General features: G+C 72.7%; 20 protein-coding genes. 9 read left to right on the top strand and 11 right to left on the bottom strand.

All coding sequences use genetic code 11. The features are described from left to right. Window position 1: 1 nt before the first annotated feature. From sbnA to Srubr_RS21930, 7 genes are all read right to left on the bottom strand, one after another. Window positions 2-1,027 (bottom strand): 2,3-diaminopropionate biosynthesis protein SbnA, encoded by a 1,026-nt coding sequence (gene sbnA, locus Srubr_RS21960; RefSeq protein WP_189989967.1) that lies wholly within the window; start codon window positions 1,025-1,027, stop codon window positions 2-4. A 37-nt stretch (window positions 1,028-1,064) separates the two neighbouring features. Next, window positions 1,065-2,135, bottom strand: coding sequence for a 2,3-diaminopropionate biosynthesis protein SbnB (gene sbnB / locus Srubr_RS21955; protein WP_189989969.1), 1,071 nt, complete (start codon window positions 2,133-2,135; stop codon window positions 1,065-1,067). Further along, a complete protein-coding gene (locus Srubr_RS21950; RefSeq protein ID WP_189989972.1) occupies window positions 2,132-3,136 on the bottom strand; it encodes a TauD/TfdA family dioxygenase in 1,005 nt (334 codons plus the stop codon). Before Srubr_RS21950 ends, sbnB begins: the two co-directional genes overlap by 4 nt. A 42-nt stretch (window positions 3,137-3,178) precedes the next feature. Then, the gene (locus tag Srubr_RS21945; RefSeq protein ID WP_189989974.1) at window positions 3,179-6,496 is read right to left on the bottom strand and encodes a non-ribosomal peptide synthetase; all 3,318 of its coding nucleotides are present in this window, start codon (window positions 6,494-6,496) and stop codon (window positions 3,179-3,181) included. A gap of 12 nt (window positions 6,497-6,508) precedes the next feature. Then, window positions 6,509-9,097, bottom strand: a complete 2,589-nt coding sequence (locus Srubr_RS21940) for a Pls/PosA family non-ribosomal peptide synthetase (protein WP_189989976.1) — start codon at window positions 9,095-9,097, stop codon at window positions 6,509-6,511. Between the two features lie 330 nt (window positions 9,098-9,427). Then, on the bottom strand, window positions 9,428-10,021 hold the full coding sequence (locus tag Srubr_RS21935) for a hemerythrin domain-containing protein (protein ID WP_189989978.1): 594 nt from the start codon (window positions 10,019-10,021) through the stop codon (window positions 9,428-9,430). Between the two features lie 10 nt (window positions 10,022-10,031). After that, entirely contained in the window at window positions 10,032-11,231 is a 1,200-nt protein-coding gene (locus Srubr_RS21930) for a hypothetical protein (RefSeq protein WP_189989981.1), read from the bottom strand. 234 nt (window positions 11,232-11,465) lie between these two features. Here Srubr_RS21930 and Srubr_RS21925 point away from each other — a divergent pair, with 234 nt between their 5' ends. Genes Srubr_RS21925 through Srubr_RS21915 form a run of 3 tightly spaced genes read left to right on the top strand, consistent with a single transcriptional unit; the run spans window position 11,466 to window position 13,331 of the window. Further along, complete coding sequence (locus tag Srubr_RS21925) at window positions 11,466-12,185, top strand: YqjF family protein (RefSeq protein ID WP_229926436.1); 720 nt, start codon at window positions 11,466-11,468, stop codon at window positions 12,183-12,185. Beyond that, window positions 12,142-12,831 (top strand): hypothetical protein, encoded by a 690-nt coding sequence (locus Srubr_RS21920; RefSeq protein WP_229926437.1) that lies wholly within the window; start codon window positions 12,142-12,144, stop codon window positions 12,829-12,831. The genes Srubr_RS21925 and Srubr_RS21920 overlap by 44 nt, the downstream gene beginning before the upstream one ends. Before the next feature lie 47 nt (window positions 12,832-12,878). Continuing rightward, entirely contained in the window at window positions 12,879-13,331 is a 453-nt protein-coding gene (locus Srubr_RS21915) for a hypothetical protein (protein ID WP_189989984.1), read from the top strand. Here the strand turns inward: Srubr_RS21915 and Srubr_RS21910 are convergent. Then, the gene (locus Srubr_RS21910; RefSeq protein ID WP_189989988.1) at window positions 13,291-14,028 is read right to left on the bottom strand and encodes an IclR family transcriptional regulator; all 738 of its coding nucleotides are present in this window, start codon (window positions 14,026-14,028) and stop codon (window positions 13,291-13,293) included. The genes Srubr_RS21915 and Srubr_RS21910 overlap by 41 nt on opposite strands. 365 nt (window positions 14,029-14,393) lie before the next feature. On the opposite strand from Srubr_RS21910, the gene Srubr_RS21905 reads away from it, so the two are divergent. Further along, entirely contained in the window at window positions 14,394-15,395 is a 1,002-nt protein-coding gene (locus Srubr_RS21905; RefSeq protein WP_189989991.1) for a streptomycin biosynthesis regulator, read from the top strand. A 17-nt stretch (window positions 15,396-15,412) separates the two neighbouring features. On the opposite strand, the gene Srubr_RS21900 is transcribed toward Srubr_RS21905, so the two are convergent. Together Srubr_RS21900 and Srubr_RS21895 are read right to left on the bottom strand one after the other, a co-directional pair. Beyond that, window positions 15,413-16,264 carry an alpha/beta fold hydrolase gene (locus Srubr_RS21900; RefSeq protein WP_189989994.1) on the bottom strand — a complete coding sequence of 284 codons (852 nt, stop codon included), beginning with the start codon at window positions 16,262-16,264 and terminating at the stop codon, window positions 15,413-15,415. A 115-nt stretch (window positions 16,265-16,379) separates the two neighbouring features. Beyond that, entirely contained in the window at window positions 16,380-17,585 is a 1,206-nt protein-coding gene (locus tag Srubr_RS21895; protein WP_189989996.1) for an MFS transporter, read from the bottom strand. 121 nt (window positions 17,586-17,706) lie between these two features. On the opposite strand from Srubr_RS21895, the gene Srubr_RS21890 reads away from it, so the two are divergent. Together Srubr_RS21890 and Srubr_RS21885 are read left to right on the top strand one after the other, a co-directional pair. Continuing rightward, window positions 17,707-18,177 (top strand): MarR family winged helix-turn-helix transcriptional regulator, encoded by a 471-nt coding sequence (locus tag Srubr_RS21890; RefSeq protein ID WP_189989999.1) that lies wholly within the window; start codon window positions 17,707-17,709, stop codon window positions 18,175-18,177. Window positions 18,178-18,399: 222 nt separating this feature from the next. Beyond that, window positions 18,400-19,572 carry an acyltransferase family protein gene (locus Srubr_RS21885; RefSeq protein WP_229926438.1) on the top strand — a complete coding sequence of 391 codons (1,173 nt, stop codon included), beginning with the start codon at window positions 18,400-18,402 and terminating at the stop codon, window positions 19,570-19,572. Window positions 19,573-19,688: 116 nt separating this feature from the next. Here the strand turns inward: Srubr_RS21885 and Srubr_RS21880 are convergent, their stop codons facing one another. Further along, a complete protein-coding gene (locus Srubr_RS21880; RefSeq protein ID WP_189990002.1) occupies window positions 19,689-20,474 on the bottom strand; it encodes an SDR family NAD(P)-dependent oxidoreductase in 786 nt (261 codons plus the stop codon). Window positions 20,475-20,629: 155 nt separating this feature from the next. Between Srubr_RS21880 and Srubr_RS21875 the strand changes: the two genes are divergently transcribed. The 3 genes from Srubr_RS21875 to Srubr_RS21865 all read left to right on the top strand — a co-directional run bounded on the left by Srubr_RS21875 (window position 20,630) and on the right by Srubr_RS21865 (window position 23,633). Further along, a complete protein-coding gene (locus Srubr_RS21875) occupies window positions 20,630-21,418 on the top strand; it encodes an SDR family NAD(P)-dependent oxidoreductase (protein WP_189990005.1) in 789 nt (262 codons plus the stop codon). Window positions 21,419-21,721: 303 nt separating this feature from the next. Beyond that, window positions 21,722-22,855: a non-hydrolyzing UDP-N-acetylglucosamine 2-epimerase gene (gene wecB / locus Srubr_RS21870; protein ID WP_229926439.1), complete on the top strand. Its 1,134-nt coding sequence runs from the start codon at window positions 21,722-21,724 to the stop codon at window positions 22,853-22,855. A 55-nt stretch (window positions 22,856-22,910) separates the two neighbouring features. Continuing rightward, the gene (locus Srubr_RS21865; protein ID WP_189990011.1) at window positions 22,911-23,633 is read left to right on the top strand and encodes a hypothetical protein; all 723 of its coding nucleotides are present in this window, start codon (window positions 22,911-22,913) and stop codon (window positions 23,631-23,633) included. Window positions 23,634-23,712: the final 79 nt, after the last annotated feature.

Here is a 23,712-nt window from a genome sequence, read left to right as displayed (position 1 = left end):
GCTAGGGTCTGCGGCGCCGGCCCGGCGCCCGCGGGGCCGGGCCGTCGTCCCAGGCCGGGGGCGGCAGCCCGGCCGAGTCCAGCAACTGCTCGCCGTACAGGTCGTGGAGCCAGTTGGTCTGGTACACGGTGTCCAGGTAGCGCTCGCCGAGGTCGGGGGCGATGGCCACCGCGGTCAGCTCCCGGGTGTCCTGCCGGGCCAGCCACTCCGTCGCCGCGCTGACCACCGTCCCCGTGGAGCCGCCGAACAGGAAGCCCCGCCGGGCCAGCCGGTGGCAGGTGCGGATGGTGTCCGCCTCCTCCACCCGGATCACCTCGTCGACGTAGGACTCGTCCAGCAGCGGCGGGCGCATGCTCATGCCCAGGCCGGGGATCATCCGGCGGCCGGGCGGGCCGCCGAACGCCACCGAGCCCATGCTGTCCACGGCGACGATCCGCACCGGCCGGTGCCACTCGCGGAACCAGCGCGCGCAGCCCATCAGGGTCCCGGCGGTGCCGGTCCCGACGAACAGCACGTCCAGGCCCGGGAAGTGACCGGCGATCTCCGGCGCGGTGGTGCGGTAGTGCGCCCGCCAGTTGCCCGCGTTGGTGTACTGGCTCAGCCACACGTAGCGGTCGTCCGACGCGCACAGCGAACGCAGGTACTCCAGCCGGGTCCCGAGGAAGCCGCCGTTCTCGTCCAGGTCGGTCACCACGTGCACATGACTGCCGAGGGCCTCCATCAGCAGCTTGGTGGACAGGTTGCACCGGGGGTCCGTCACGCACAGGAACCGGTAGCCCTTGCTCGCGGCGATCATGCTGAGCGCGACGCCCAGGTTGCCGGACGAGGACTCGACGAGGATGGAATCCGGTTTCAGGCTCCCGTCCCGCTCGGCGCTCTCCACCATCTCGTTCGCGGCCTTCAGCTTGATGGAGCCGGCGAAATTGAAGCCCTCGCACTTCAGGTAGAGGCGGTATCCGAATATCGACTCCAGATCGACGAAGAGGCTCCCTTCGTTGAACGCGTGGGGAGCGGAGATCACGGGCACGGCGGGCCTCCTGTTGCCAGGGCCGGGGGAAACGGCCTCAGCCGTACCGGCGCAGGTCGTGGAAGAAGTCGTCGACGAGGCGGAGTCGGCCCGCCCGGGCGACCTGGTCGTAGACGTACTTGCCCACGGCCAGGTCGAGGACGCCGAGGCCGAAGGGGGAGAAGATCACCGGCTGGTCCCGCGGCGGCGCGGCCCGGCCGAGCAGGACGTCGTTGAGGGTGCCGTTGAGGAAGTCGCGGTTTCCGGTGCGCTGTTCGACCAGGTGCGGGGAGGTGTCCGCCTTCAGACAGTGCTCCACGTCGTCCACGAAGTTGGCCGAGGCGAGCAGCACCTCGGGCGCGAGGTCGCGCAGCGAGATGTGCAGGACCAGCGGGTTGTGGTCGAACCACGCCGGGGTCGTGACGTGCGGCCGGCCGGCGACGGTGGCGAAGACCACCAGGTCGCTGGCGCGGATCAGGCCCTCCGCGCTGTCGTGCACGGTGACCGGCTCGGTGGCCCCGCTCTGCCGCAGGTAGCCGCAGAAGCCCTCGGTGCTGGCGGCGGACACGTCGTGCACGCCGATCGCCTCGAAGCTCCAGCCGGTGCGGGCCAGGAAGGTGTGGATGTACCGGGCGATCAGTCCGGTGCCGCAGAAGCCGACCCGGGTCGGCCGGGTCCGCTCGCGGCTGAGCCAGTCGGCGGCCAGCGCGGCGGACGCGGCGGTCCGGGTCGCGCTGATGATGGAACTCTCCAGGCAGGCGAACGGGTAGCCGGTGTCGTGGTCGTTGAGGATGAGCACGGCCGACGCCCGCGGCAGCCCGGCGTCCACGTTCTCCGGGAAGCTGGAGATCCACTTCAGGCCGTCCACGCGGACGGACCCGCCGATGGACGCGGGCAGCGCGATGATCCGGGAGCTGGGGCGGTCGGGGAAGCGCAGGAAGTACGACGGCGGGTTCACCGACTCCCCGGCGCCGTGCAGCCGGTAGGTGGCCTCGACCAGCTCCACCACCTGCCTCTCGGACCCTTCCAGGGCCTTCTTCACCTGCTCGCCGGGGATCACGGCGAAGGTCGGCACGGACGGCGGGCCGGACTCGGCCGCGCGGGCGGTGTGGTGCAGCACGTCGGTCATCGTCCGCTCGCCTCCGGGGTGAAGGAGCCGTCGGCCACCTGCCGGGGCTCGGCCATGCCGACCAGGACCCGCCGCTCACCGGTGAACGGCTCCCTGCTGTGCGCGGTCCGGATGTTGTCCACCAGCAGCAGGTCACCGGCCTGCCAGGGCTCGCGCCGGGTGTGCTCCTCGTACGTGGCGTTCAGACGCTCGACGACGTCCGCGCCGATCGGGCCGCCGTCGCCGTAGCGGGTGTTGAACGGCAGACCGTCCTGGCCGTACTCGTCCACCAGGTACTCGCGGACCTCCGGGGCGAGCGTCCACTCGTTGAGGAAGGCGATCTGGTTGAACCAGCAGCGGCGGCCCGTCAGCGGGTGCCGGACGACGGCGGCGCGGCGCTGCCGGGTGCGCAGCGAACCGTCGGCGAGCCAGGTGAAGTCGATGGCGTTGGCCCGGCAGTACTCCTCGATCGCGGTGCGGTCGGCGGTGCCGAAGGACTCCTCCAGGGACGCCCCGATCTCGTCGTTGTAGCTGCGGACCAGCAGCCAGCCCTCCTGTTCGAACCGTCGCGCCAGGTCGGCGGGGAGCGCCTTGAGGACCTCCTCGGCGTCGGCCACCGCGGTCGCCCCGCCCGTCTCGGGCGCGGTCAGGCACGCGAACAGCATCAGGCCGGGGACCCGCAGCCGGTAGCTCAGCTCGTGGTGCATGCACATCGGCTGGTTGGCCGGCCACGGCGTGGAGGTGTACAGCCCCGGGCCGGCGGCCTCGCGCGGCGCGAACGCCTCCGCCTCCGTCATCGGCTCGCCCGCCAGCCGGGTGAGGACGGCACCGACCTGCTCGGGGTCCGCCAGGCCGAGGCCGCGCACCAGCAGCGCCCCGTGCTCGGTGACCTGTGCGCGCAGTGCCTCGCGGTGCTCGGCCGCCCAGCCGGCGGGGTCGCCCGGCGGAGCGACGCGCAGCATCGCTGGTCTGTCCGGCCGCAGCTCCACGTCGAGCGGTGCTGCCAGGGATGAGGACGGCATCTCGGTTTCCTTTCCGGTCGCCCGTCGGATGGGGACGGGCCCTCAGGTGGAGGCCAGGGGCACGGCCGCGGTCAGGACGGCCCGCGCCGCCCCGGCCGGGCGCGTGCGCGGGAAGTAGTGGCCGCCGTCGGGCAGTTCGTGCAGGTCGACGTGGTCGGCCAGCAGCCGCCAGTCCCGGTGGCGCGCGGCGTAGCCGGCCGTGTGCGGGTCGTCGGCGGCCACGACCACCGTCACCGGCGCGGCCAGCCTGACCGGCGGCGGGGAGGCGAGCGCCGCCAGCAGATAGCGGTGCGCGGACACGCAGTCGTGCCGGTAGGCGGCGCCGATGTGCTCGGCGTGCCGCTCGTTCAGTTCGGCGAGTTCGGGGTAGCCGCTGTCCGCGGCCAGCCGCGCCGCGATCTCCGCGTCACTGCCGCGGGTCAGTTCGTCGACGGCGGCGCCGCGCTCGGCGGCGGTGCCCAGCAGTTGCGCGCCGAGGAACACCCGGGTCACCCGCACCCCCCGTTCTTCGAGCCTGCGGGCCGTCTCCAGGGCCGGGGCGGCGCCCGAGGAGTGCCCCCACAGCATGACCCGGGTCAGGCCGCGCGCCGTGATCTCGGCGGCGGCCCGCTCGGCCACCTCCGCGATCGGCGCGAACGGCTCGCGCCGGCCGGCCAGATCGTGCCCGGGCGGGTCGACGGCGAGCACCGCGAGACCGCTGCCGGCCAGCGCCGCCGCCATCGGCCGGTAGTTGACCGCGTTGCCGCCCGCGTAGGGGAAGCACACCAGCGCGCACTCCGGGGTGCCGTCCGGCTCCGACAGCGGTTGCAGCAGCCGGGCGCGGGAGCGGCCGGCCCCGTCGAGGAGGGCGGCCAGGTCGGCGAGGACCGGATGGCGGGTGATGTCCTTCAGCGACACCGCCCGGTCCAGCGCGACGCTGAGCTTGACGGCCGTCAGCGAGGTGCCTCCGGAGTCGAAGAAGTGGTCCGTGCGGCCGATCCGTTCCTCGGGCACGCCCAGCAGCTCCGCCCAGACCGCCGCCAGCCGCCGCTCGGTGGGGCCGAGCGCTTCCCCGGCCCCGGCGGCGCGGTCCGGCGGAGCGGCCCCCTCGGCCTGTCCGGCCCGCTCGGCCTGTCCGGCCCGCTCGGCCTGTCCGGCCCGCTCGGCCAGCGCGGTCAGCGCCTTGCGGTCGGTCTTGCCGTTGGCGGTCAGCGGAAGGCTCTCCCGCCAGTGGAAGGCCGAGGGCACCATGTAGGAGGGCAGGGCCGCCGCGAGCGCCTCGCGCAGCGTCTCCGGGGGGAGGCGCCGGCCGGTGTGGAAGGCGATCAGGTGCTTGTTGCCGCCGCCCCGCTCGGCGACGACCACGGCGCCGTCGCGCACCCCGGCCACCCGCAGCAGGGTGTTCTCGATCTCGCCGATCTCGATGCGGAAGCCGCGGATCTTGACCTGGTTGTCCCGGCGGCCGAGGAACTCCAGCTTGCCGCCGGGGTGCCAGCGGCCCAGGTCACCGCCGAGGTACAGCCGCTCACCGGGCCGGTAGGGGTCCGTCCGGTACGCCTCCCGGGTCCGCTCGGGATCGTTCACGTACCCCCGGCCCACGCACACGCCGGAGAACGCGATCAGCCCCGGGGCGCCCAGCGGCACCAGCGACAGGTGCTCGTCCACGACGTAGACGCGTACGTTGTGCACCGCGCGGCCCAGCAGCACCCGGTCCGGCACGCCGTCCAGCACCTCGTGGTTGGTGTCGTCCGAGGTCTCGGTCAGCCCGTAGGCGTTGAGCAGCCTGATCCCCGGCTGGAGCGCGAACCAGCGCTGCGTCAGCTCCCGTTTCAGCGCCTCCCCGGTCACCGACACGCACCGCAGGTCCGGCAGCGCGCGCGGACGCTGCTCCAGGTACGAGACGACGACCTCCAGGTAGGAGGGCACGAGCTGGGCCACGGCGACCCGGCCGCGCACCAGCGTGTCCACGAACCGCTCCACGTCCGTGATCACGTCCTGGCCGACCAGCAGCGTCCGCCCGCCGGTCAGCAGCGCGGACAGCAGCTGCCACAGCGAGATGTCGAAGCACTGCGGCGCGGTCTGCGCCACCACCGACCCCTCGCCGATCCCCAGGTCGTCGATCTTGGCGTACAGGTGGTTGAGCAGGCCCGCGTGCTCGCACATCGCCCCCTTCGGCTCCCCCGTGGAGCCGGAGGTGAAGTAGATGTACGCCAGCCGGCCGGGCTCGACGGGCAGAGCGGGGTCGGTGTCGGGGTGCGGCTCGGCGTACGCCGTCTCCACCGGCAGTTTCTCGGCCCCCGGTACGGCGGCCAGCGCCTCGTCGAGGTGTGCGGTGCTGCCGGACTCGGTGAGCACCAGCCGGCAGTCCGCCCGGGTCAGCATGGCCGCGATCCGGCCGGGCGGGAAGTGCGGTTCGACGGGCAGGTAGACGCCGCCCGCCTTGAACACCGCCAGTGTCGCCGCCGGCCAGTCCAGACCGCGCTCGGTGACGACGGCGACCACGTCCTCCGGGCCCAGCCCGCGCTCCAGCAGCGCGTGCGCCAGCCGGTTGGCACGCGCGTTCAGCTCCCCGTACGTCCACGCCCGCTCGCCGTGCACGACGGCCACCCGGTCCGGGTGCTCCCGCGCCCGCCGCTCGAACAGCTCGTGCGCGCGGGCGTCCGGCAGCTCCCGGTGCGGCCCCGCCAGCCCGTGGAGCTGCTCGCGCACCTCCTCCGCGGACAGCAGGCTCTGCTGCCCGTGGTCGGCGTCCAAGGCGGCCGCCAGCAGGGCCAGGGCCTTCAGGTGGTAGCCGCCGATCCGGGCGGCGGCACCGGAGTCCAGCACGTCGGCGCGGCAGCGCAGGCGCAGCACCAGCCGCCCGCCCCGGTCGTACCAGCGGACGTGCAGCACACCCTCGTCGGTGCTCTCAGCGCTCCCCGTGCTCCCGGGGCCCTCGGGGCCGAACACCACCTCGTACGGCGGCTCGGCCAGGCCCAGTTCCCGGCGCAGCGCGGCCACCGGGAACTCGCGGTGCGCCAGCAGCTCCGCCTCGGCCCGCTCGGCGGCCGTCACCAGCGTCCGCCAGGACCCCGGCGGGACGGTCAGCCGGCACGGCAGCGGCTCGCCGCGCACCCCGGCGGTGTACCCCGTCACCACCTCCGGTTCGCCGGACAGCGCGGCCAGCACCTTGGCGTGCGCCGCCAGCAGCACCGCGCTCAGCGGGAGCCCGGAGCGCCGCACCAGGGCGCGCACCGCGGCCGTCACCTCCTCCGGGACCGCCGTCTCCTGCTCCAGGACGCCCGGCACCGGCTCCGGGACCCAGCGCGGCACGGCGGTCGCGCCGCCGGCGGTCAGCACACGGCTCCAGTAGTCCCGGTCGGTCTCCACGCGCGTTTCCATCGATGGCCTTCCTCACCTGGTGGCGGCAGCGGCGGCGTCGGTCTTCTTCTCGGCGAGGTCGGGCGGCAGGGGCCCGCCGCCGGGCTCCGGCATGTCCACGGCCGGATTGCCGCCCCAGTGGGCGCCCGGCGGGACCTCCTCGCCCTTCATCAGGAAGGAGTCGGCGGCCAGCACCGAGCCCTCGCCCATGGTCACGCCGTAGTGCACGTGGGCGGCCACGCCCAGCGTGCAGCGGGCGCCGAGCGTGATGCCGTCGGACTTGAAGGTGCCGTCCTCCTGCGAGTGGCACTGGATCTTGCTGCCGGCGTTGAGGGTGCACTCGTCGCCGACGGCGGCGAGGGTGCGCTCGGTCATGAAGCAGCCGTCGTCGAACACCCGCTTGCCCATGCGCACGCCCAGCAGCCGCCACACAAGGCTCTTGTAGGGGGTTCCGTTGAAGATGTTCAGGTACTGCACCGGGACCTTCCACAGGCGCTCGTGCAGCCAGAAGTTCCGGTCGTAGATGGAGCACAGCTGGGGCCGCAGCGCGCGGAACCTGGTCATGCAGCGCTCCACCAGCACGTAGTACGCGGTGGTCATCAGCAGGGTCAGCGCCAGGAACAGGGCGATCACCACCTGACCGGCCACGCCGTACAGCTCGACGGAGACCAGGCCGAACAGGGTCAGCAGGAAGACGTGCAGCCAGCGCGCGAACAGCATCAACGTCATCGACAGCAGGTTGTAGCGGTTCTTCGCGGAGAGGTGGCGGCGCAGCTCCTCGCCCGTGCGCAGATGGTCGAACCGGGCGTCGCGGTCCACCGAGCGGGGGATCTCGAACGGCGGCGAGCCGAGCAGCCCGACGTTCGTGCGCACCTCGCCGTCCAGCGGCACCAGCACCTTGGTCGCCAGCAGGCAGTTCTCACCGGTCCGCCCGCCCGCCGGATAGGCGATGTTGTTGCCCAGGAAGTTGCGCGGCCCGATCGTCGCCCGGGACAGCCGGAAGGACGTACCCGAGTACTCGGCGTTCACCACCGACAGCCCGTCGGCGACCATCGTCCCGGTGCCCACGGTGACCAGGAACGGCGTCTCGTGCTGCACCTCGGTGCCGAAGTTGGACCCGGTCTGCTCGACGCGTGACAGGTCGTAGCCGAGCCTGCGGAGGTAGTGCACGATGTACGAGCTGTCGCCGAACAGCCAGGTGAAGAACTTGATGTTCGTGATGCGGACGGCCACCCGGTGCAGCGTGTAGTGCAGCCCGTACAGCGGATAGACCCGCTCGGGCCTGACCAGCAGGCGCAGCAGCCGCGGCACCGTGTACAGGGCGACCAGCCCCGCGCCGACGAAGCCGAAGAACAGGGCGAGGGAGACGGCCAGCGCGTCGGGTATCAGCTCCGGCCGGCTCAGCACGGCCGTCTGCGGATCGAGCCGCTTGCCGATCGCCGGTATGCCGGTGAACACCATGTACGCCCCGCCGAGGGCGATCGGGATGTAGACGAACAGCAGTTGCAGCAGCGTGACGGTGCCGAACCAGGCCCGGCGCAGGGTGCCGCACCGGGCGGGCGGGACCCGTACGTGGTCGACGTCGGTGGGCTCCGCCGGGGAGCCGTGCCAGCGCTCGCCGTCCGGGACGGCCTGGCCGCGGTGCAGCGCGGAGGAGTGGCCCAGCTGCGCGCCGTCGCCCAGCGCGGTGTCGATGTCCAGGACGGTCTTCTCGCCGACGAACGCGTCCCGGCCGATCGTGACCCGGCCGGTCTGGATCCGCCCGGCGTACGCCCGGTAGCCCAGGAAGAAGGAGTCCTTGCGGATCAGGGTCCCGGCGCCGATGGTCAGCAGGTCGGTGCAGACCGGGACCGAGCGGGAGAGGATCGTGACGCCTTTTCCGATCCGCGCGCCGAGGGCCCGCAGATACAGCACGTACAGCGGGGTGCCGACGAGGAACACCATCGGATTCGCGTGCAGCAGCACCTTGACGAACCACAAACGTACGTACGCCAGCCCCCAGACGGGAAACTCGCCCGGTTTCCAGCGGCCGACGAGAATCCATTTCGCGAGGACCGGAAAGGCGCACAGCGCGACGAACGCGGTGCCGCCGAACACCAGCGAGCGCAGATACACGCTGCCGGGGCCGGAAGCCTCGGAGATCCACTCGTATCCGTCGGCGGCTATGTATCCGTAAACGAGGGAGTAGACCAGGAAGACCAGCAGCTGGAACGCCCCGCACAACCGGTGGTGAAGCGGGTTCACCGGAGTCGCCGGAACCGGTGCCGGCGCCGTTTCCGCCGTGGGCGCGGGGGCCGCCGGTGTGTCGCCGTCGGGCGAGGCCGGTGCGAGGGCCTCGGCCAGGGCGCGGATCGTGGGGTGCCGGTAGATGTCCCGGATGGAGGGGGAGGGCAGGTCCGGTATTTTCCGCAGCCGGGCGCAGAACTGGGCCATGACCAGGGAATTGGCGCCCAGATCGGTGAAGAAGTGGCTGTCGGCCGCAACGTGGTCGGCCTCCACGAGTTCGGCCAGTGCCGCCGCGAGTTTCCTCTCGGTCTCCGCTCTGGCCGGGCCGGTGTCGCTCATAGTGACGGCGGTTTCGTCCGGCCCGGATATGGGGACCTCGGAGGACTGCTCCACCATTCGATCTCCTGAGGACGTATGGATGGCCCTTGCCGTCCGGATCCATTTCGATCACGAACCGCCGTTTTCAGTCTGGCGAGCCGGGCGGCACCCTGCCACTCAACGAGGACCGCCGCGCCCCCCGGAAAGCGGCCCCGGCACCGCACACTCCGGCCCCTCATGCCTCCCCCACCCCAGGGTTCACCCGATCGGCGGGCCCCGGACGCAGTAACGACGCCGCAGTAACGACGCCGCAGTAACGACGCCGCGGTGACGACGCCGCGGTGACGACAGCCGGGGCCGGCCCCCCGCGGGACCGGCCCCGGCTCGCGAACCCGGGCGGGACGGCCGTCAGCCGTCCTTGCCCATGGCCTTGCGCACCAGGTCCTTGGTGCGGTCCATCAACGCGGCCACCGGCCCGAGCGCCAGGTTCTTCGCCCCGGACTCGACCCCCGGGTGCGGATGCGTGGGCGCCATGGCCTCGGCGGCCTTGACGGCCTTGGCCATGGCCGCGAGGTTGGTGACGTCGGTGCTGCGCCGGATGTGCGTGAACTCGTAGCGCTCCTCGGCCCGCGCGTGCTCCTGGACGTCCGTGCGCAGCCGCGCCAGCCGGGGCAGGAACTCCGGGTCGTCGGTGTCCATCTCGTCCAGCGCGGCCAGCGCCTCCTTGGCGGCCCGCTCCTCCGCGAGCCGGTCCTTGACGACGTCCTCGCCGCCGGGCACGGCGCGCCGGGCGAAGGGGTGGACGACCTCCTCCTCGGCGGTCTCGTGCACGGCCAGCAGCCGTACCAGTCGCCGGAACGCAGCGCGCCGCTCGTCCCCGGTGGCGGCTTCGACCTCGTCGAAGAGGTTGCGGATGTCACCGTGCTGGCGCATCAGCAGCGCCACCACGTCCGTGTCCTTCGCCCCGTCGGCACCGGCCTGCGGCGTGTGCAGCTCGGACATGTCGGCTCCCTCACTTCTCGCGCATACGGGGGTCGGGGTGCTCGCCCTCGGACTCCACGCGGTACTCGCGGCCGAACATCTGGTCGTGCTCCGCCATGACCCGCTCGCTCGGCGGCTGCTCGCCGCCGTGGATCCGCTCCTGCATCTTCTCGAACCGCTCGTGCGCCTCGCGCACGTAACCGGCGCCGAGCGTGGTCAGGTCCATCTGGGTGTCGAGCAGGTTCCGCAGGTACTGCTTGTTCGGCTCGAAGGTGAGCACGGGCGGCAGCTCGGGCGCGAGGACCTCCTGCGGCTCCCGGCCGTCGTAGCGGCGCATCAGGTCGCAGGCCGTGTGCAGGTGCTCCAGCTCCATGTTCAGGTGCAGCTCCCAGACCGCCTTGACCTTGGGATCGCTCTCCTGCTCCATGAAGGAGTAGTAGAGGTAGCACTCGTTGTACTCGTGGTTGACCAGCTGCTCCCACCAGGTCTCCCCGGGGTCCACCAGGGACTCGTAGTGGGTGACGTGCTCCTCCTCGATCAGCCCGATCTCCTGGTACAGCTGGCGGGCGATCGGCTCCATGTAGGTGGGGCCGGTGTTCATGTAGAAGTTCATGGTCTGCTGCTCGGCGGACATGACCGTCAGCGCGTGCAGCTTCGACAGCGGGCTCGTGGCCGCCTTGTCGTAGGGGTCGCGGACGTTGTCGTACGGGTCGCGGTGATGGAACTTCGTGGGCCGGCCCGGCATGACCTCGGTGAGGTTGTCGACGATCGACTCGGCCTTGCGGTGCTCGATCATCTCGTACAGGTTGGCGTACCGGTACAGGTGGTCGAAGTCCTCCAGGACCCCGAACTCGTACGCCTGCTTCAGATACGGGTCCGGCTCCATCCGCGCCACCCACGCCGTCAGGTCCACCGCGACCTGCTCGTAGGCGATGGTGGTCTCCAGCACCGAGGACACGCCGGGCAGCAGCCAGTTGACGACCTTCTGCTGCTGGGCCTCGATGTAGCGGGTGCGGGCCAGCTGCCGCTTCACCTCCGGGTCGGCGGTGTTGCGGGCGAGCTGGTGGCTGAAGAGGATCGCCTCCACCTCGATGCCGTTCATGGTGATGACACGGCACCGGGTGTAGGGGTCGCAGCGGTCGGGGTCGATCGGCTGCACGTCGAGCTCGCGCCAGTTGCGCAGCTGACGGTCCAGCGGGATGCCCCGCTGTTCCAGGGGGTTGAAGGTCATGGGGGCCACTCCTGTGACGGTTCGGGGCGGGAGGTGCCCCCGTCGCCGTACCGGATGCGGGCGCCGGGGCACACCGCTCATGGTTCGGCCGCGCCACCCGCCCGGCCACCGCCCGCGCCCGGACGGCCGGAGCCTTCCTCCCTTCGTGCGAGCCACTGGGCCGTTCGCCCCGGCCGGGTCCGGTCCGCCCGGCCCTTTCCGTTTCCGCCCGGGTGGGCGGGGGACCCGGGCCGCGTGGCGGCGTACGGAGCGGAACAGCGGGTGCGGCTGCCCGCGCTGTGCGCGGGCTGGATGACGCAGACGTTCGTCCACTGGGCGTATCCGGTCCAGGCGGTGCGGGCGCTGGTGCCGGAGCCCTTGGTGGTGGAGGAGTACGAGGGCAGCGCCTGGGTGGGGTTCACCCCGTTCGTGATGACGGACGTGCGCCCGCCCGGCGTACCGTCCGCGCTGCCCGGACTCCCCGCCTTCCCGGAGACCAACCTGCGGACCTACGTCCGCCGCCCGGGCGGCCGGGACGGGCTGTGGTTCTTCTCCCTGGAGGTCGCCTGCCCGGTGATGCTGGGGGCGCGGGCGATCGGCGCGCCGTACCACCCCGGCGTCCTGGAGGTCGCCCGGAGCGGGGAGACCGTCCGCTACTTCGGCCGCAGGCGTCCGGGCCGCGCCTCGTACCGGCTGGTGGTCCGCCCCGGTGCCCCGCTGGAGCGGCCCACCGAGCGGGACGTCTGGCTGACCTCGCGCTGGCGGGCGTACACCCGGCGGCTCGGCCTGCTGTGGGAGACGCCCGTGGAACACGAGCCCTGGCCGCTGGCCGGCGCCACCGTCGAGGAACTGGAGGAGACCCTGACCGCAGAGGCGGGTCTGCCGGCCCCCGCCGGTGAGCCCGTCGCGCACTTCTCGGACGGAGTCAGGCATGTGCGGATGGGCGTCTCGGTGCCCTGCGCGCGGACGCCCTGAGCGCGGGCGGACCGGTACCGGGGGAGCCGCCCGGCGCCGGCGGACGCTCCGCTTCGAGGGCTGGATCGCGGGTCTGGGCACGGCCTCCGGCACCCGGGTCGTGCTCGGCCACTGGCAGCGGTCGCCGTTCGGCGCGTTCAGCGACGTGATGCTGGAGCACCCGGACGGCGAACGGCTGCTGCTCGCGCCCACGCGGGAGACGGCGGAGTTCATCGCCGGCACCTACGTCTTCGACACCGTACGCGTCGTACCGGTGCGCGTCGGCGTGGCGGACGGCGTCTGGACCGTCGTGGCGGGCCCGCTCCGGCTGCGGTTCGTCAGCGGACGGCGCCGGCCGCTGGGCCTGCTGCTGCGCGCCGTACCCGCCGCGCTCGCCCGCCGTCCCGCGTGGAGCGCGCTCACCGACGGCCCGGCCCGGCTGCTGCTGCCCGGCGTCCGCACCCGGGGCAGCGCCGGGGCGGGCCGTCGCGAGTGGTACGGCGCACGGGACCTGCGCGCGGTCCGCGCGCTCGCCGCGTCCTTCGACGGCGCCGACCTCGGTGCGCCGGCCCCGGTCGACCCGCCCGTCCGCTTCGGTTTCGGTTCGGTGCCGAGACGGCCGTCGCTCACCCGGGTCACCACGACGGTGCGGCTCGGGGCCGGGTGAGCGGCGCCGGCCGGGGTACCCGCCCCGCCCCGTGAAGGGAGGCTCGCATGGCCAGGACGCAGGACCGGGAGGCCGGGCGCGGTGTGGCGGTGGCGCACGGCGCCTTCAACGTGGTGGGCGGGCTGTGGCCGCTGGTGCACCTGCGCAGCTTCGAGTGGGTCTTCGGGCCGAAGACCGATGTGTGGCTCCAGATGACGACGGGCGGGCTGCTGGCCGGCTCCGGCCTCGCCCAGCTGGCGGCGGCGGCCGACCCCGGCGGGCCGGCCCACGCCCGCCGCATCGGCCTGGGCACGGCGCTGACCCTGCTGGCCGTCGATCTCGTCTACGTGCCCCGGGGACGCATCCGCCCGACGTACCTCCTCGACGCCGCGATGCAGACGGGCTGGATCACCGCCTGGCTGCGCACGACCGCACGGCGCGCCGGCCGGGCCGGCGCGGCGCGCCGCGGGGTGGCCCGGGTCAGCCGATGCCTTCCGTCCTCAGCAGGTGGGACGCGGTGATCGCCAGCTCGCGCAGCCGGTCCTGCGGCAACCGGGACGCCGGGCCGGACACCCCGAGGGCGGCCACGACGCGGCCGTGCCGGCGCACCGGCACTGCGGCGCAGCACAGCCCGGGCTGGTAGTCCTCCATGTCGACGGCGTAGCCGAGTTCGTGGACGGCGGCGACGTGCTCCTGCCAGCGGGCCCACTCCTCCGGCTGCTCACGCGCGAGGCGCTCGGCGGTGGCCGGCCGGAAGGCGAGCAGGACGTGCCCGATGGCGGTGCCGAAGAAGGGGTCGTGCCCGCCGACGGGTACGGCCAGCTTCAGCGGCTGGGAGGACTCCACGGTGTCGATGTAGACGTAGTCCCGCAGTGCGGGGACGGCGAGATAGCAGGTCTCGGTGCTGATCGAGGCCAGCTTGTCGAGCACCGGATGGATCATGTCGCGCAGCGCGTCGTCGCTGCCGACGGAGCCGCGGGCGAGTTCGGTCAGGCGTTCCGTGAGGATGTACCGCCCCGCCGAGGAACGCTGTGTCACGTAGCCGAGCGACTCCAGCGTGGCCAGCAGGTTGTGGGCGGTACTGCGGGACAGTCCGACGGACTCGGCCGCGTCGCTCAGGCGAACCCCGTCGGCGGCGGCGCCGACGGCTTCCAGCAGGGCGAAGGCGCGGGCAACGGACTGCACGCGATGCGGGCGTGTGGAGTCGGTTTCCACCATGCCGAATCTTCCTCTTCGTGATTGGGCACCGTCCCACATGAGGGGCAACGTGCTAGCGTTGTAGCGCAATGCAGAATTGAGCACGCTGATTGCGAGCTGCATTTCAACATACCGGAAACACTTGGTTTACGCCCTCGCTACGCGAAAACAACAGCAAGGGCTCACCGGACGTGCGGGAGCGCGCCGGCCGCGAGGCCGCGATCGGCGAGGCCGAGCGGCGCGCCGCCGTCCCGCGGGGCCGAGCACAAGGGGGAAACGTGCACACCGCCGACGCAGAAAAGGTCTCCTCAGCGGGGAAGGGCTCCTTACCCGAGGCCGGACCCGCTCCACACCGCGCCGAGTCGGCATCGTCCGTCGCCGCGGAGGTGAGACGCGGACTGGGCGGCCGCGTCGAAGAGGTGGCGGTCGGCCGCCTGCGCCCGGCCGCCTCCCCCAGACGCTGCCTCGACCCCGGCCACGTGGAGACGCTGGCCGCCCTGGACGACCCCTACCCGCCGGTCGTCGTCCACGCGGCGACGGGTCAGGTCATCGACGGACTGCACCGCCTGGAGGCCGCCCTGCGCAGGGGCGACCGGACCATCGCCGTCCGCTACTTCGACGGCGGACCCGACGAGGCGTACGTCTACGCCGTCCACGCCAACACCGCGCACGGCCTTCCGCTGTCGCTCGCCGAGCGCCGTACGGCCGCCCTGCGCATCCTTCGGTCCAGGCCCGCCTGGTCCGACCGCCGCATCGCCGCGGTCGCGGGTCTGTCGGCCCGCGTGGTGGCCGAACTGCGGGCCACGCGGGCCCCGGCCGGGGACCGCCCCGCGGTGCGGGTGGGCCGCGACGACCGCGCCCGCCCCGTCGATCCGCGCCGCGGCAGGGAACTCGCGGCCCGGCTGCTGCGCGAACAGCCGGACGCCTCGCTGCGGACCATCGCCGGGCAGGCCGGCGTGTCCCCCGGGACGGTGCGGGACGTGCGCGCCCGGCTGAACCGGGGCGAGGACCCGGTGCCGGCCCGCCAGCGCGGCCGGCGGCCGGCGCCGGTGGCGGCCCCAGCGCCCCTGCGGAGCGCCGAGGCGCGGAAGCCGCCGGACGACGTCCCCGCCGAGAAGCACGCCGACTTCCAGGCCGCCCTCCGCGCGCTGCGCCAGGACCCGTCCCTGCGGTTCACCGAGGTGGGCCGGTTCCTGTTGCGCATGCTGGAGCCCCAAGTGCCCCTGGCGACCCAGCAGCAGCGGATCCTGCACAGCGTTCCGGGCCATTGCGCCCCGCTGCTGTCCGCCGCCGCCCGTGCCTACGCCGACTCGCTGCGCCGGTTCGCCGACCGGCTGGAGTCCGAGGTGGCGGTCACCGGGCCGGACGAGGTCCCGCGTGCGTCCTGACGCGGCGTCCGCGGCGGTCAGGACGGCAGCGCGGGGTCCGGCTGCCGCGGGCCCGGCGTCCGCTCCGGGCGCCGGCTCGCGATGAACTCGGTCACCAGCCCGGCGAACGACTCCGGCGACTCGAAGGGGAAGGCGTGCCCGGCGGCCACGTGGGTCAGCCGGGCGCCGGGGATGAGCTCGGCCATCCGCTCCTGGTGGTACGGCGGGACCACCGTGTCGTCGGTGCCCGCGACGACGAGCGAGGGCGCCGTGACCCGGGGCAGCAGCCGCGCGATGTCGACCTCCTCGTCCAGCAGCAGGTGCCGGGCCGTGCCCTCCGGCCGGAACATCGCGGCGAAGGCCGCGACCTCGCGCTCGAACGCCGCCGCGTCCTTGAAGTGCGGGGCCGTGGCCCGGAAGGCGGTCAGCAGGACCAGGCGGGCCAGCAGCTCGGTGTCCGCCGCCAGCAGCCGCCGCCACAGGGCGAACTGGGCCGCCAGCCTGGTGTCGCTCGTCGCCCATCCCGCGTGCAGCACCAGCGAGCGGACGCGGTCGCCGGACCGGGCTGCCACCGCCGCTGCCACACAGGCCCCGAGCGAGTGCCCCACCAGGTGGAACTCCGTCAGGCCCGCGTCGTCGGCGGCGGCGATCACCTGGCGGGCGAGGTCGTCGACCGTCAGCGGCGCCCCGCTGTCCGTGGTCGTGCCCGCGCCGGACAGGAAGGGAGCCACCACCGTGTGGCGGGGGCGCAGCTCGTCGATCAGGTGGCCGAAGTTGCCGTCCGGGGTGGCCCCGGTGCCGTGGACGAGGACGACGCCCTCGCCGGAACCCGTGTGCAGGTACTCCACCACGCTCGGGCCGGATGACAGTTCGGTGTGTACTCGGGGCACTGCTGCTCCTTGTCGGGGAGGAAGTCGGGCCGCCGGGGAGGAGCCCGGCGGAAGAGCGGCCCCGCGCCGCCGGCGCGGGGCCGCACAAGGACGGGCGAGCGGGACGCCGCCGCGGTCAGCCGCCGGACGCGGAGGTGGTGACCGGCGAGGCCGGCGACGCCGGCGCGGTGTCCTGCCGGCCCCGGCGCTCCATGCCCACGGAGACGACGGCCAGCAGGATGCCGACGGTGGTGATGACGGCGCCCACCCAGTTCGGGGAGGTGTAGCCCAGGCCCGCGTCGATGGTGACACCGCCGAGCCAGGCACCCACCGCCGCGCCCAGGTTGAAGGCCGCGATGTTCGCCGCGGACACCAGCGTCGCCGGCCCGCCGGCCAGCTGCATGACCCGCGTCTGGAGCGGCGGAATGGTGCCGAACCCGACGCCGCCGAGCACGAACAGGGTGATGACGGCGGTCACCTTGTTGTGCGCGGTCGCGGTGAACAGCAGCAGGACGGCGGCGAGCGCGATCAGCAGGGTGAAGATGGTCGCGGTCAGGGCGCGGTCGGCGGCCTTGCCGCCCAGGTAGTTGCCGGCCACCAGACCCAGGCCGTACAGCGCCAGCAGCCAGGTGATGCTGGACTCGGAGAACCCGGCCACGTCCGTCATCATGGGCGTGACATAGGTGAAGGAGGCCAGCAGGCCGCTGAAGCCGATCGCGGTGACGGCGAGCGCCAGCCAGACCTGTGGCTTGCGGAAGGCCGCCAGCTCCGCGCGCAGGTTGCTCTCCTCGGCGACCGGTTCGCTCGGCACCAGGGTCATGATGCCGAGCAGGCCGATCAGGCCCAGCACCACAACGCCCCAGAACGCCGCCCGCCAGCCGAAGTGCTGGCCGAGTACGGTGCCCATCGGCATGCCCAGTACATTGGCGAGGGTGAGGCCGGTGAACATCAGCGAGATCGCGCCGGCCTTCTTGTCGGGGGCCACCAGGCCCGCCGCGACGACGGACCCGACGCCGAAGAAGGCGCCGTGGCACAGGGCCGACAGCACCCGGCCGGTCATCAGCAGGCCGTAGCTGGGCGCGACCGCCGCGACCAGGTTGCCCGCGATGAAGAGCAGCATCAGGCCGACGAGCAGGTGCTTGCGGCGCACTCGGGTGGTGGCCGCGGTCAGCACGGGCGCTCCGACGACCACGCCCAGCGCATAGCCGGAGGTCAGCAGACCCGCGGTCGGGATGGAGACGTCGAAGTCCGCGGCGACTTCGGGCAGCAGGCCGTTGGTGACGAACTCGGTCGTGCCGATACCGAAGGCGCTGATCGCCAGGGCCAGCAACGCGAGGGGCATGGGTGTCCTTCCTTTGTGCAGACGCTCATAGCAAGCGTGCACAACAGTTGCGCACGCCAGCTATAGGCGCAAGCGGATAGCGTGCACACGCATTGCTCAGAGAGAATCCCGGGAGGCGCCCATGTACATCCCCGACGACTCCTCGGAAGTCCGCGTGCGCGGCTGGCGCACCCTCGCCGCACTCCACTGCGATCTGGAACGGACCCTGGAGGGCGTGCTGCGTCCGCACGGTCTGTCGGTGGTGGAGTACACCGTGCTGGAGGCGCTGGCCCGGCAGGACGGCTGGCACCTGCGCATGAAACAGCTGGCCCGGGTGGCCGCGCTCAGCGACAGCGCCGCCACCCGCATGGTCAACCGGCTGGAGGCGCGCGGCCTGCTGGCCCGGGTGCTGTGCACGACGGACCGGCGCGGGGTCTCCACCGAACTGACCGCCGCCGGGCGGGACCTGCTGGCCGCGGCGAAACCGGCGCACGACGCCGCGCTCTGCCGGGCGCTGGAGGAATCGCCGCTCATCGGTGAACTGGCCGCCCTGCTCGGGTCCTTGGCCGAGGCGGGCCGGCCGGCGCGGGACGCCGGCGGGGTGTGCAACTGAAGCGATCAGCGGTTGCACACCCCGATCAGCGGTTGCACACCCTTCTGTCCAACTCATCTACCCACGGCGCGTGGCCGCTCACCTGAGCAGCCACTATCGTCCGAGGCCGACGAACCCCGGGGCCGGTAGAGGCCGTTGTCGACTCCCCGCCCCGCGGACGAACTTCCCCCCTCCCCACCGGGCGGTCAGGCGCGCCGCGCCGTGCCGCCGAAAGGAGTGACCGTGCCCGACCGGCAAGCCAGCGGGACCAGGCAGAAACTGCCCTCGCTCACCGGCCTGCGGTTCTACGCCGCAGCACTCGTCTTCTGCTTCCACACCTCGCTCACCAAGATGGTGGACCCGTTCGCCGACCGGGGTTTCGCCGACGGTTACGGCCTGCTCTTCAGCAAGGCGGGCTGGGCGGGGGTGTCCTTTTTCTTCATCCTCAGCGGCTTCGTGCTGGCCTGGTCGGCGCGGCCGGGCGAGCGGCTCGGCCCCTTCTACCGGCGCCGGCTGCTGAAGATCTTCCCCAACCACGTCGTCACCTGGGCCGTGACCCTCCTGCTGTTCTCCTCGACCGTCGGGGGAGTGGCGGTGTGGCTGCCGAACCTGTTCCTCGTCCACTCCTGGATCCCCCGCCTGGACACCTTCGTGAGCGTCAACCAGCCCAGCTGGTCGCTCTGCAGCGAACTGCTCTTCTACCTGCTGTTCCCGCTGCTGTGGCGCTGGGTCAAGGACTTCAGGAGCAGCCGGCTCTGGGCGTGGTTCGCCGTCACCTTCGCCGGCCTGCTCGTCACCCAGATCGTCATCGACACGGCCGTACCCGCCACCCCGCGGCTCGCGGAGTGGCCCCTGTCCGAGACGCAGTGGTGGCTCGCCTACAACATCCCGCCGCTGCGCCTGTTCGAGTTCGTCCTCGGCATGCTCATGGCCCGCATCCTGCGGGAGGGCCGGTGGACCGGCCTGGGCATCGCCCCCGCGCTGGGCCTGACCGGCCTCGGCTACGCCCTGGCCCTGGTCGTGCCCTGGCAGTACGGCCTGAACGTCACCCTGGCCGTGCCGCTCGCCCTGCTCGTGACGGCGGTGGCGGCCGCGGACGTCGCCGGCCGCCCGACCGGTCTGCGGGGCCGGGTCATGACCCTGCTCGGCGAGGTGTCGTTCGCCTTCTACCTGGTGCACTACCTGGTGCTCCTCGCCGTGCAGGACCTGCTGGACGGCCGCAGGTTCGCCACCCCGGCGGCGCTCGCCGTCGTCGCGGTGTCCTTCGTCGTCGCCCAGCTGCTGGGCTGGCTGCTCTACGCGGCGGTGGAGCGCCCGGTCATGCGCCGCTGGGCCGGCAGACCGCGCAAGCGCGAGGACACGCCCGCCGCCGGGCCCGCCGCGGGCACGCCCCAGCCCGTCACCCAGCAGGCCTGAGCGCGTCCGCACACGGCGAAGGGCGGGGAGAAACGTCTCCCCGCCCTTCTGCCCGTCCCGCGAGCGCCCTCACCGGTCCCGTCGGCCCCGCACCGGCCGGAGCGCCGCGCGGTCCGTCACAGCACGCCGCGCAGCACGCCGCCGTCCACCCGCAGCGCCGAACCCGTGGTCGCCGACGCCTGCTCGGAGCACAGGTACACCACCAGGTTCGCCACCTCCTCCGAGGAGGCGAGACGGCCGAGCAGCGAGGTGGGCCGCTCCTTCTCGATGAACAGCCGGCTCGCCTCCTCCGGCGACCCCGCGGCATCGCCCACCAGCTCGCGCACGAACTTCTCGACCCCCTCGCTGAGGGTCGGTCCGGGCAGCACGCTGTTCACCGTGACGCCGGTGCCGCCGACCGCCTCGGCCAGACCCCGGGCCACGGTCAGCTGAGCGGTTTTCGTCATGCCGTAGTGGACCATCTCCGGCGGCACCTGGACGGCGGATTCGCTGGAGACGAAGACGGTCCTTCCCCAGCCGCGTTCCACCATCTTCGGCACATAGTGCCGGGACAGCCGGATGCCGCTCATCACATTCACGTCGAAGAAGCGCTGCCACTCCTCGTCCGGAATTTCAAAAATCGGCTGAGGGGCGAAGATTCCGGCGTTGTTCACCAGAATATCCACGGTCGGAAATGCCTCCACCAGCGCCCGGCAGCCCGCCGCGGTGCCCACGTCGGCGGCCACCTTGTGGACCCGCTCGGTGGAGCCGAACTCGCCGAGGGCCTTGTCCAGGCGTTCCTCGGTCCTGCCGTTGAGCACCACTTCCGCACCGGCGGCGTGGAGACCCCTGGCGACGGCGAGACCGATTCCGGCGGTGGAACCGGTGACCAGCGCGACGCGGCCCGAGAGATCGATATGCACGGCGTGCGTCCTCCTTCTGTAGAGGGCTCGGTGAATTCGCTGTGCGACTCTAACCCGCACTGGACAAGAACCGGGGTGTGCGAGAAACACTCGTCCCGCACACACTCGTCAGGCACCGGAAAACACCGGAAGAGAACCGGAAGAGAGAGGAAGCCGTGCAACACAATCTCGCGGGAAAGGTCGTTCTCATCACCGGCGCGGGCGGCGGAATCGGTTTCGCCACGGCCCGCGCATTCCTGGAGGAAGGGGCGTCCGTGGTGGGGGGCGACCTCGATCCGGGAGCGCTCGCGGCACTGGGCGACGACCGGGTGCTGCCGGTCGAGGCCGACCTGCGCGACCCCGACGGGGCCCCACGGCTCGTCCAGGCGGCGCTCGACCGCTTCGGGCGCGTCGACGTCCTGCACAACAACGCGGGAGTGGCCACGGTCCGGCCGGGAGGCTTCCTCGGCGTCGGGGACGACGACTGGCGGGACGTCCTGGAGCTGAACCTGCTGGGATACGTCCGGATGTCCCGCGCCGTACTGCCCCACATGCTGGAGCGGGGCAGCGGTGTGCTGCTGCACACCGCCTCGGAGGCGGCCCGCATGCCCAACCCCAGGCTGCCGGACTACAGCGTGGCGAAGGCCGGGGTCCTCATGCTGTCGAAGACGCTGGCCAGGGAGTTCACCCCGCGGGGCGTGCGCTCCAACGTGATCTCGCCCGGCTTCATCCGCACCGCCGTCTACGACCGTCCGGGCGGCCTGGCCGACGCGCTCGCCGAGGAGTTCGGCACCGACCGCGAGACCGCGCTGAAGCGGTACGTCGAGCTGAACGGCATCCCGGCGGGCCGGCTCGGCAGGCCGGAGGAGGTCGCCGCGGCGGCCGTGCACCTGGCCTCCGACGCGTCGGCGTTCGTCTCCGGGGCCGAGATCGTCGTCGACGGGGGCGTCACCCCGACCGTGTGACGCGCGCGTCCCCTTAGCGCGAATTCTGCTGGGTGCGATTTGCAGTCGAACAAACCTTGATCCTTTTGGTGATGCGGGATCTAGGCTACGGTCAGTTGAACCCGGTGAGCGACAGCAGAGCTGCGGTGAGTGACCGCGCCGTCGTCCCGGACTCGTCCACGTGCGACAGAGTGGCCGCACGACCACGCGCCGGGGCACCGGCCTCCACAGTGCCCCGGCGGCGAAGATTCGAGGAGCTGTTCCGCCGTGAAGAGAGTCGCCCTTGTCATGGGCACCCGTCCGGAGGCAATCAAGTTCGCTCCGGTGATCCGTCTTCTCCAGCGCGACCCGCGCTTCGAGCCGGCCGTCATCTCCACCGGCCAGCACCGCGAGATGCTGCACGAGACCCTCGCCGCCTTCGGCCTGTCGGTGGACCACGACATGGCGGTGATGAGGGAGCGCCAGACACTCTCCGGAACGACCGCGCGCATCCTGGAGAGCCTCGACACCTACCTGCCGGAGGAACGCCCGGACGCCGTCCTCGTCCACGGGGACACCGCGACCACCCTGGCGGGCGCGCTGGCCGCCTTCCACCACCGCATACCCGTGGTGCACGTCGAGGCCGGACTGCGCAGCGGCACGCTGTCCTCGCCCTTCCCCGAGGAGGGCAACCGCCGGCTCGTCGCCCGGGTCGCCGACCTGCACCTGGCACCGACCTGGGGCAACCGCGACCACCTGCTGAAGGAGGGCGTGCCCGCCCGCGACATCGTGGTCACCGGCAACACCGTCATCGACGCCCTCCAGTGGGGCGCCCGGCACGCCGCCGACTGGGGACGCCCCGAACTCGAGGACCTGGAACAGGAGAGCCGCAGGGTCATCCTGGCCTCCGCCCACCGCCGGGACGCCTGGCCCCAGCTGAGCGACATCGCCCGTGCCTGGCGGCGCCTCGCCGACCGCGGTGACGTGCGCGTCGTCATCCCGCTGCACCGCAACCCGGCCGTACGCGAGGCGATCCTGCCCGTGGTCGCCGGCCACCCGGACATCACCGTCACCGACCCCCTGCCGTACCTCTCCTTCTGCCGGCTGCTCGACCGCGCCGACATGATCATCTCGGACAGCAGCGGCGCCCAGGAAGAAGGCCCCGCGCTCGGCACCCCGACCCTGGTGCTGGCCGACGTCACCGAGCGGGTGGAGACCATCGAGACCGGAGCGGCCCGGCTCGTGGGCAAGACCACCGAGGGCATCGTCGAGGCCGCCGTCTCCCTGCTGGACGACAGCACCGCCTACAGCGCCATGGCCCGCGCGGTCAATCCGTACGGCGACGGCTACGCGGCCGAGCGCACCGTCGGAGCGCTCGCCCACTACTTCGGCCTCGGCCCGGCGCCCTCCCTCTTCGCCCCCGAAACGGCCCTGGTCACCGGGCACTTCCCGGCCGGCGTCGCCCAGCTCGCCGGCTGACCCGGACCCGCGCCGCTCCCCGGACCGGGAGCACAGCCACTGACGAAGGACACCCATGGCACTCACCGAGACGGTGCTCGCCTTCTCCACCCGCACCCTGCGCGCCCGGCTCACCGCGCCCGGCGACGAGACACCCCTGCGCGAGGAGACCCTGGTCGTGAACCCCACGGCCCTCCCGCTCGACCTGGGCACCGACCAGCCCTCCCTGGTCCCCGCCCTGCGGTCGGCCGTGCTGAACCGGGTGACGCTCCGCCACCCCGGCCCGCTGCTGCTGTTCACCGGCTGGGAACAGGAGGACCTGACGGACCTCGGCGCCCGGGAGGGATGGCTCCGCATCGGCGACGACCCGTCGCTGGCCGCCGGCGCCGGCGAGGGCGCCCCCTTCCCCGCGCACACCCCCCTGTGGCGCTCGCCCGTGGAACAGCTCGGCACCGTGACGCTCCCGCCGGAGCTGCTGGGCACCCCGAGCGCGGCCCGCACCGCCGTCCCGCTGCGCCTCCAGGCCAACCTCTGGTACGCGCCGGCCGGCACCGACTGCCACATCCACCGCAAGCACGAGTTCCTGGAAGTCCACACCCAGATCGCGGGGCGCGGACGCATGCAGAAGTTCCACGCCCAGGACGCCGCCACCCGCTACCAGGACCTCGCCCTGGAACCGGGCGCCACCCACGCGCCGTTCTGCGCCCACGACGGCACCGGAGCCTGGCACTACCCCTGGCACCGCTACTGGTCGGACACCGACTGCGTCTGGCTGGCCCTGGAGTACCACCCCTGCTGACCCCGCCACCCGCACGATCCACCGATCCCGAGGAACACCACCGCACGCCACGTCCAGGAGAGTGACGCCGTGACAGACC

The sequence above is a fragment of the Streptomyces rubradiris genome (genome assembly GCF_016860525.1).
GTDB classification, from domain to species: domain Bacteria; phylum Actinomycetota; class Actinomycetes; order Streptomycetales; family Streptomycetaceae; genus Streptomyces; species Streptomyces rubradiris.
This window is presented reverse-complemented; position numbering and strand designations above follow the sequence as displayed.

Coding starts and splice junctions, on each gene's coding strand:
- sbnB (WP_189989969.1), bottom strand. CDS start 2,135: ATGACCGACGTGCTGCACCACACCGCCCGCGCGGCCGAGTCCGGCCCG.
- Srubr_RS21950 (WP_189989972.1), bottom strand. CDS start 3,136: ATGCCGTCCTCATCCCTGGCAGCACCGCTCGACGTGGAGCTGCGGCCG.
- Srubr_RS21945 (WP_189989974.1), bottom strand. CDS start 6,496: ATGGAAACGCGCGTGGAGACCGACCGGGACTACTGGAGCCGTGTGCTG.
- Srubr_RS21940 (WP_189989976.1), bottom strand. CDS start 9,097: ATGGTGGAGCAGTCCTCCGAGGTCCCCATATCCGGGCCGGACGAAACC.
- Srubr_RS21935 (WP_189989978.1), bottom strand. CDS start 10,021: ATGTCCGAGCTGCACACGCCGCAGGCCGGTGCCGACGGGGCGAAGGAC.
- Srubr_RS21930 (WP_189989981.1), bottom strand. CDS start 11,231: ATGACCTTCAACCCCCTGGAACAGCGGGGCATCCCGCTGGACCGTCAG.
- Srubr_RS21920 (WP_229926437.1), top strand. CDS start 12,142: ATGTGCGGATGGGCGTCTCGGTGCCCTGCGCGCGGACGCCCTGAGCGC.
- Srubr_RS21915 (WP_189989984.1), top strand. CDS start 12,879: ATGGCCAGGACGCAGGACCGGGAGGCCGGGCGCGGTGTGGCGGTGGCG.
- Srubr_RS21910 (WP_189989988.1), bottom strand. CDS start 14,028: ATGGTGGAAACCGACTCCACACGCCCGCATCGCGTGCAGTCCGTTGCC.
- Srubr_RS21895 (WP_189989996.1), bottom strand. CDS start 17,585: ATGCCCCTCGCGTTGCTGGCCCTGGCGATCAGCGCCTTCGGTATCGGC.
- Srubr_RS21890 (WP_189989999.1), top strand. CDS start 17,707: ATGTACATCCCCGACGACTCCTCGGAAGTCCGCGTGCGCGGCTGGCGC.
- Srubr_RS21865 (WP_189990011.1), top strand. CDS start 22,911: ATGGCACTCACCGAGACGGTGCTCGCCTTCTCCACCCGCACCCTGCGC.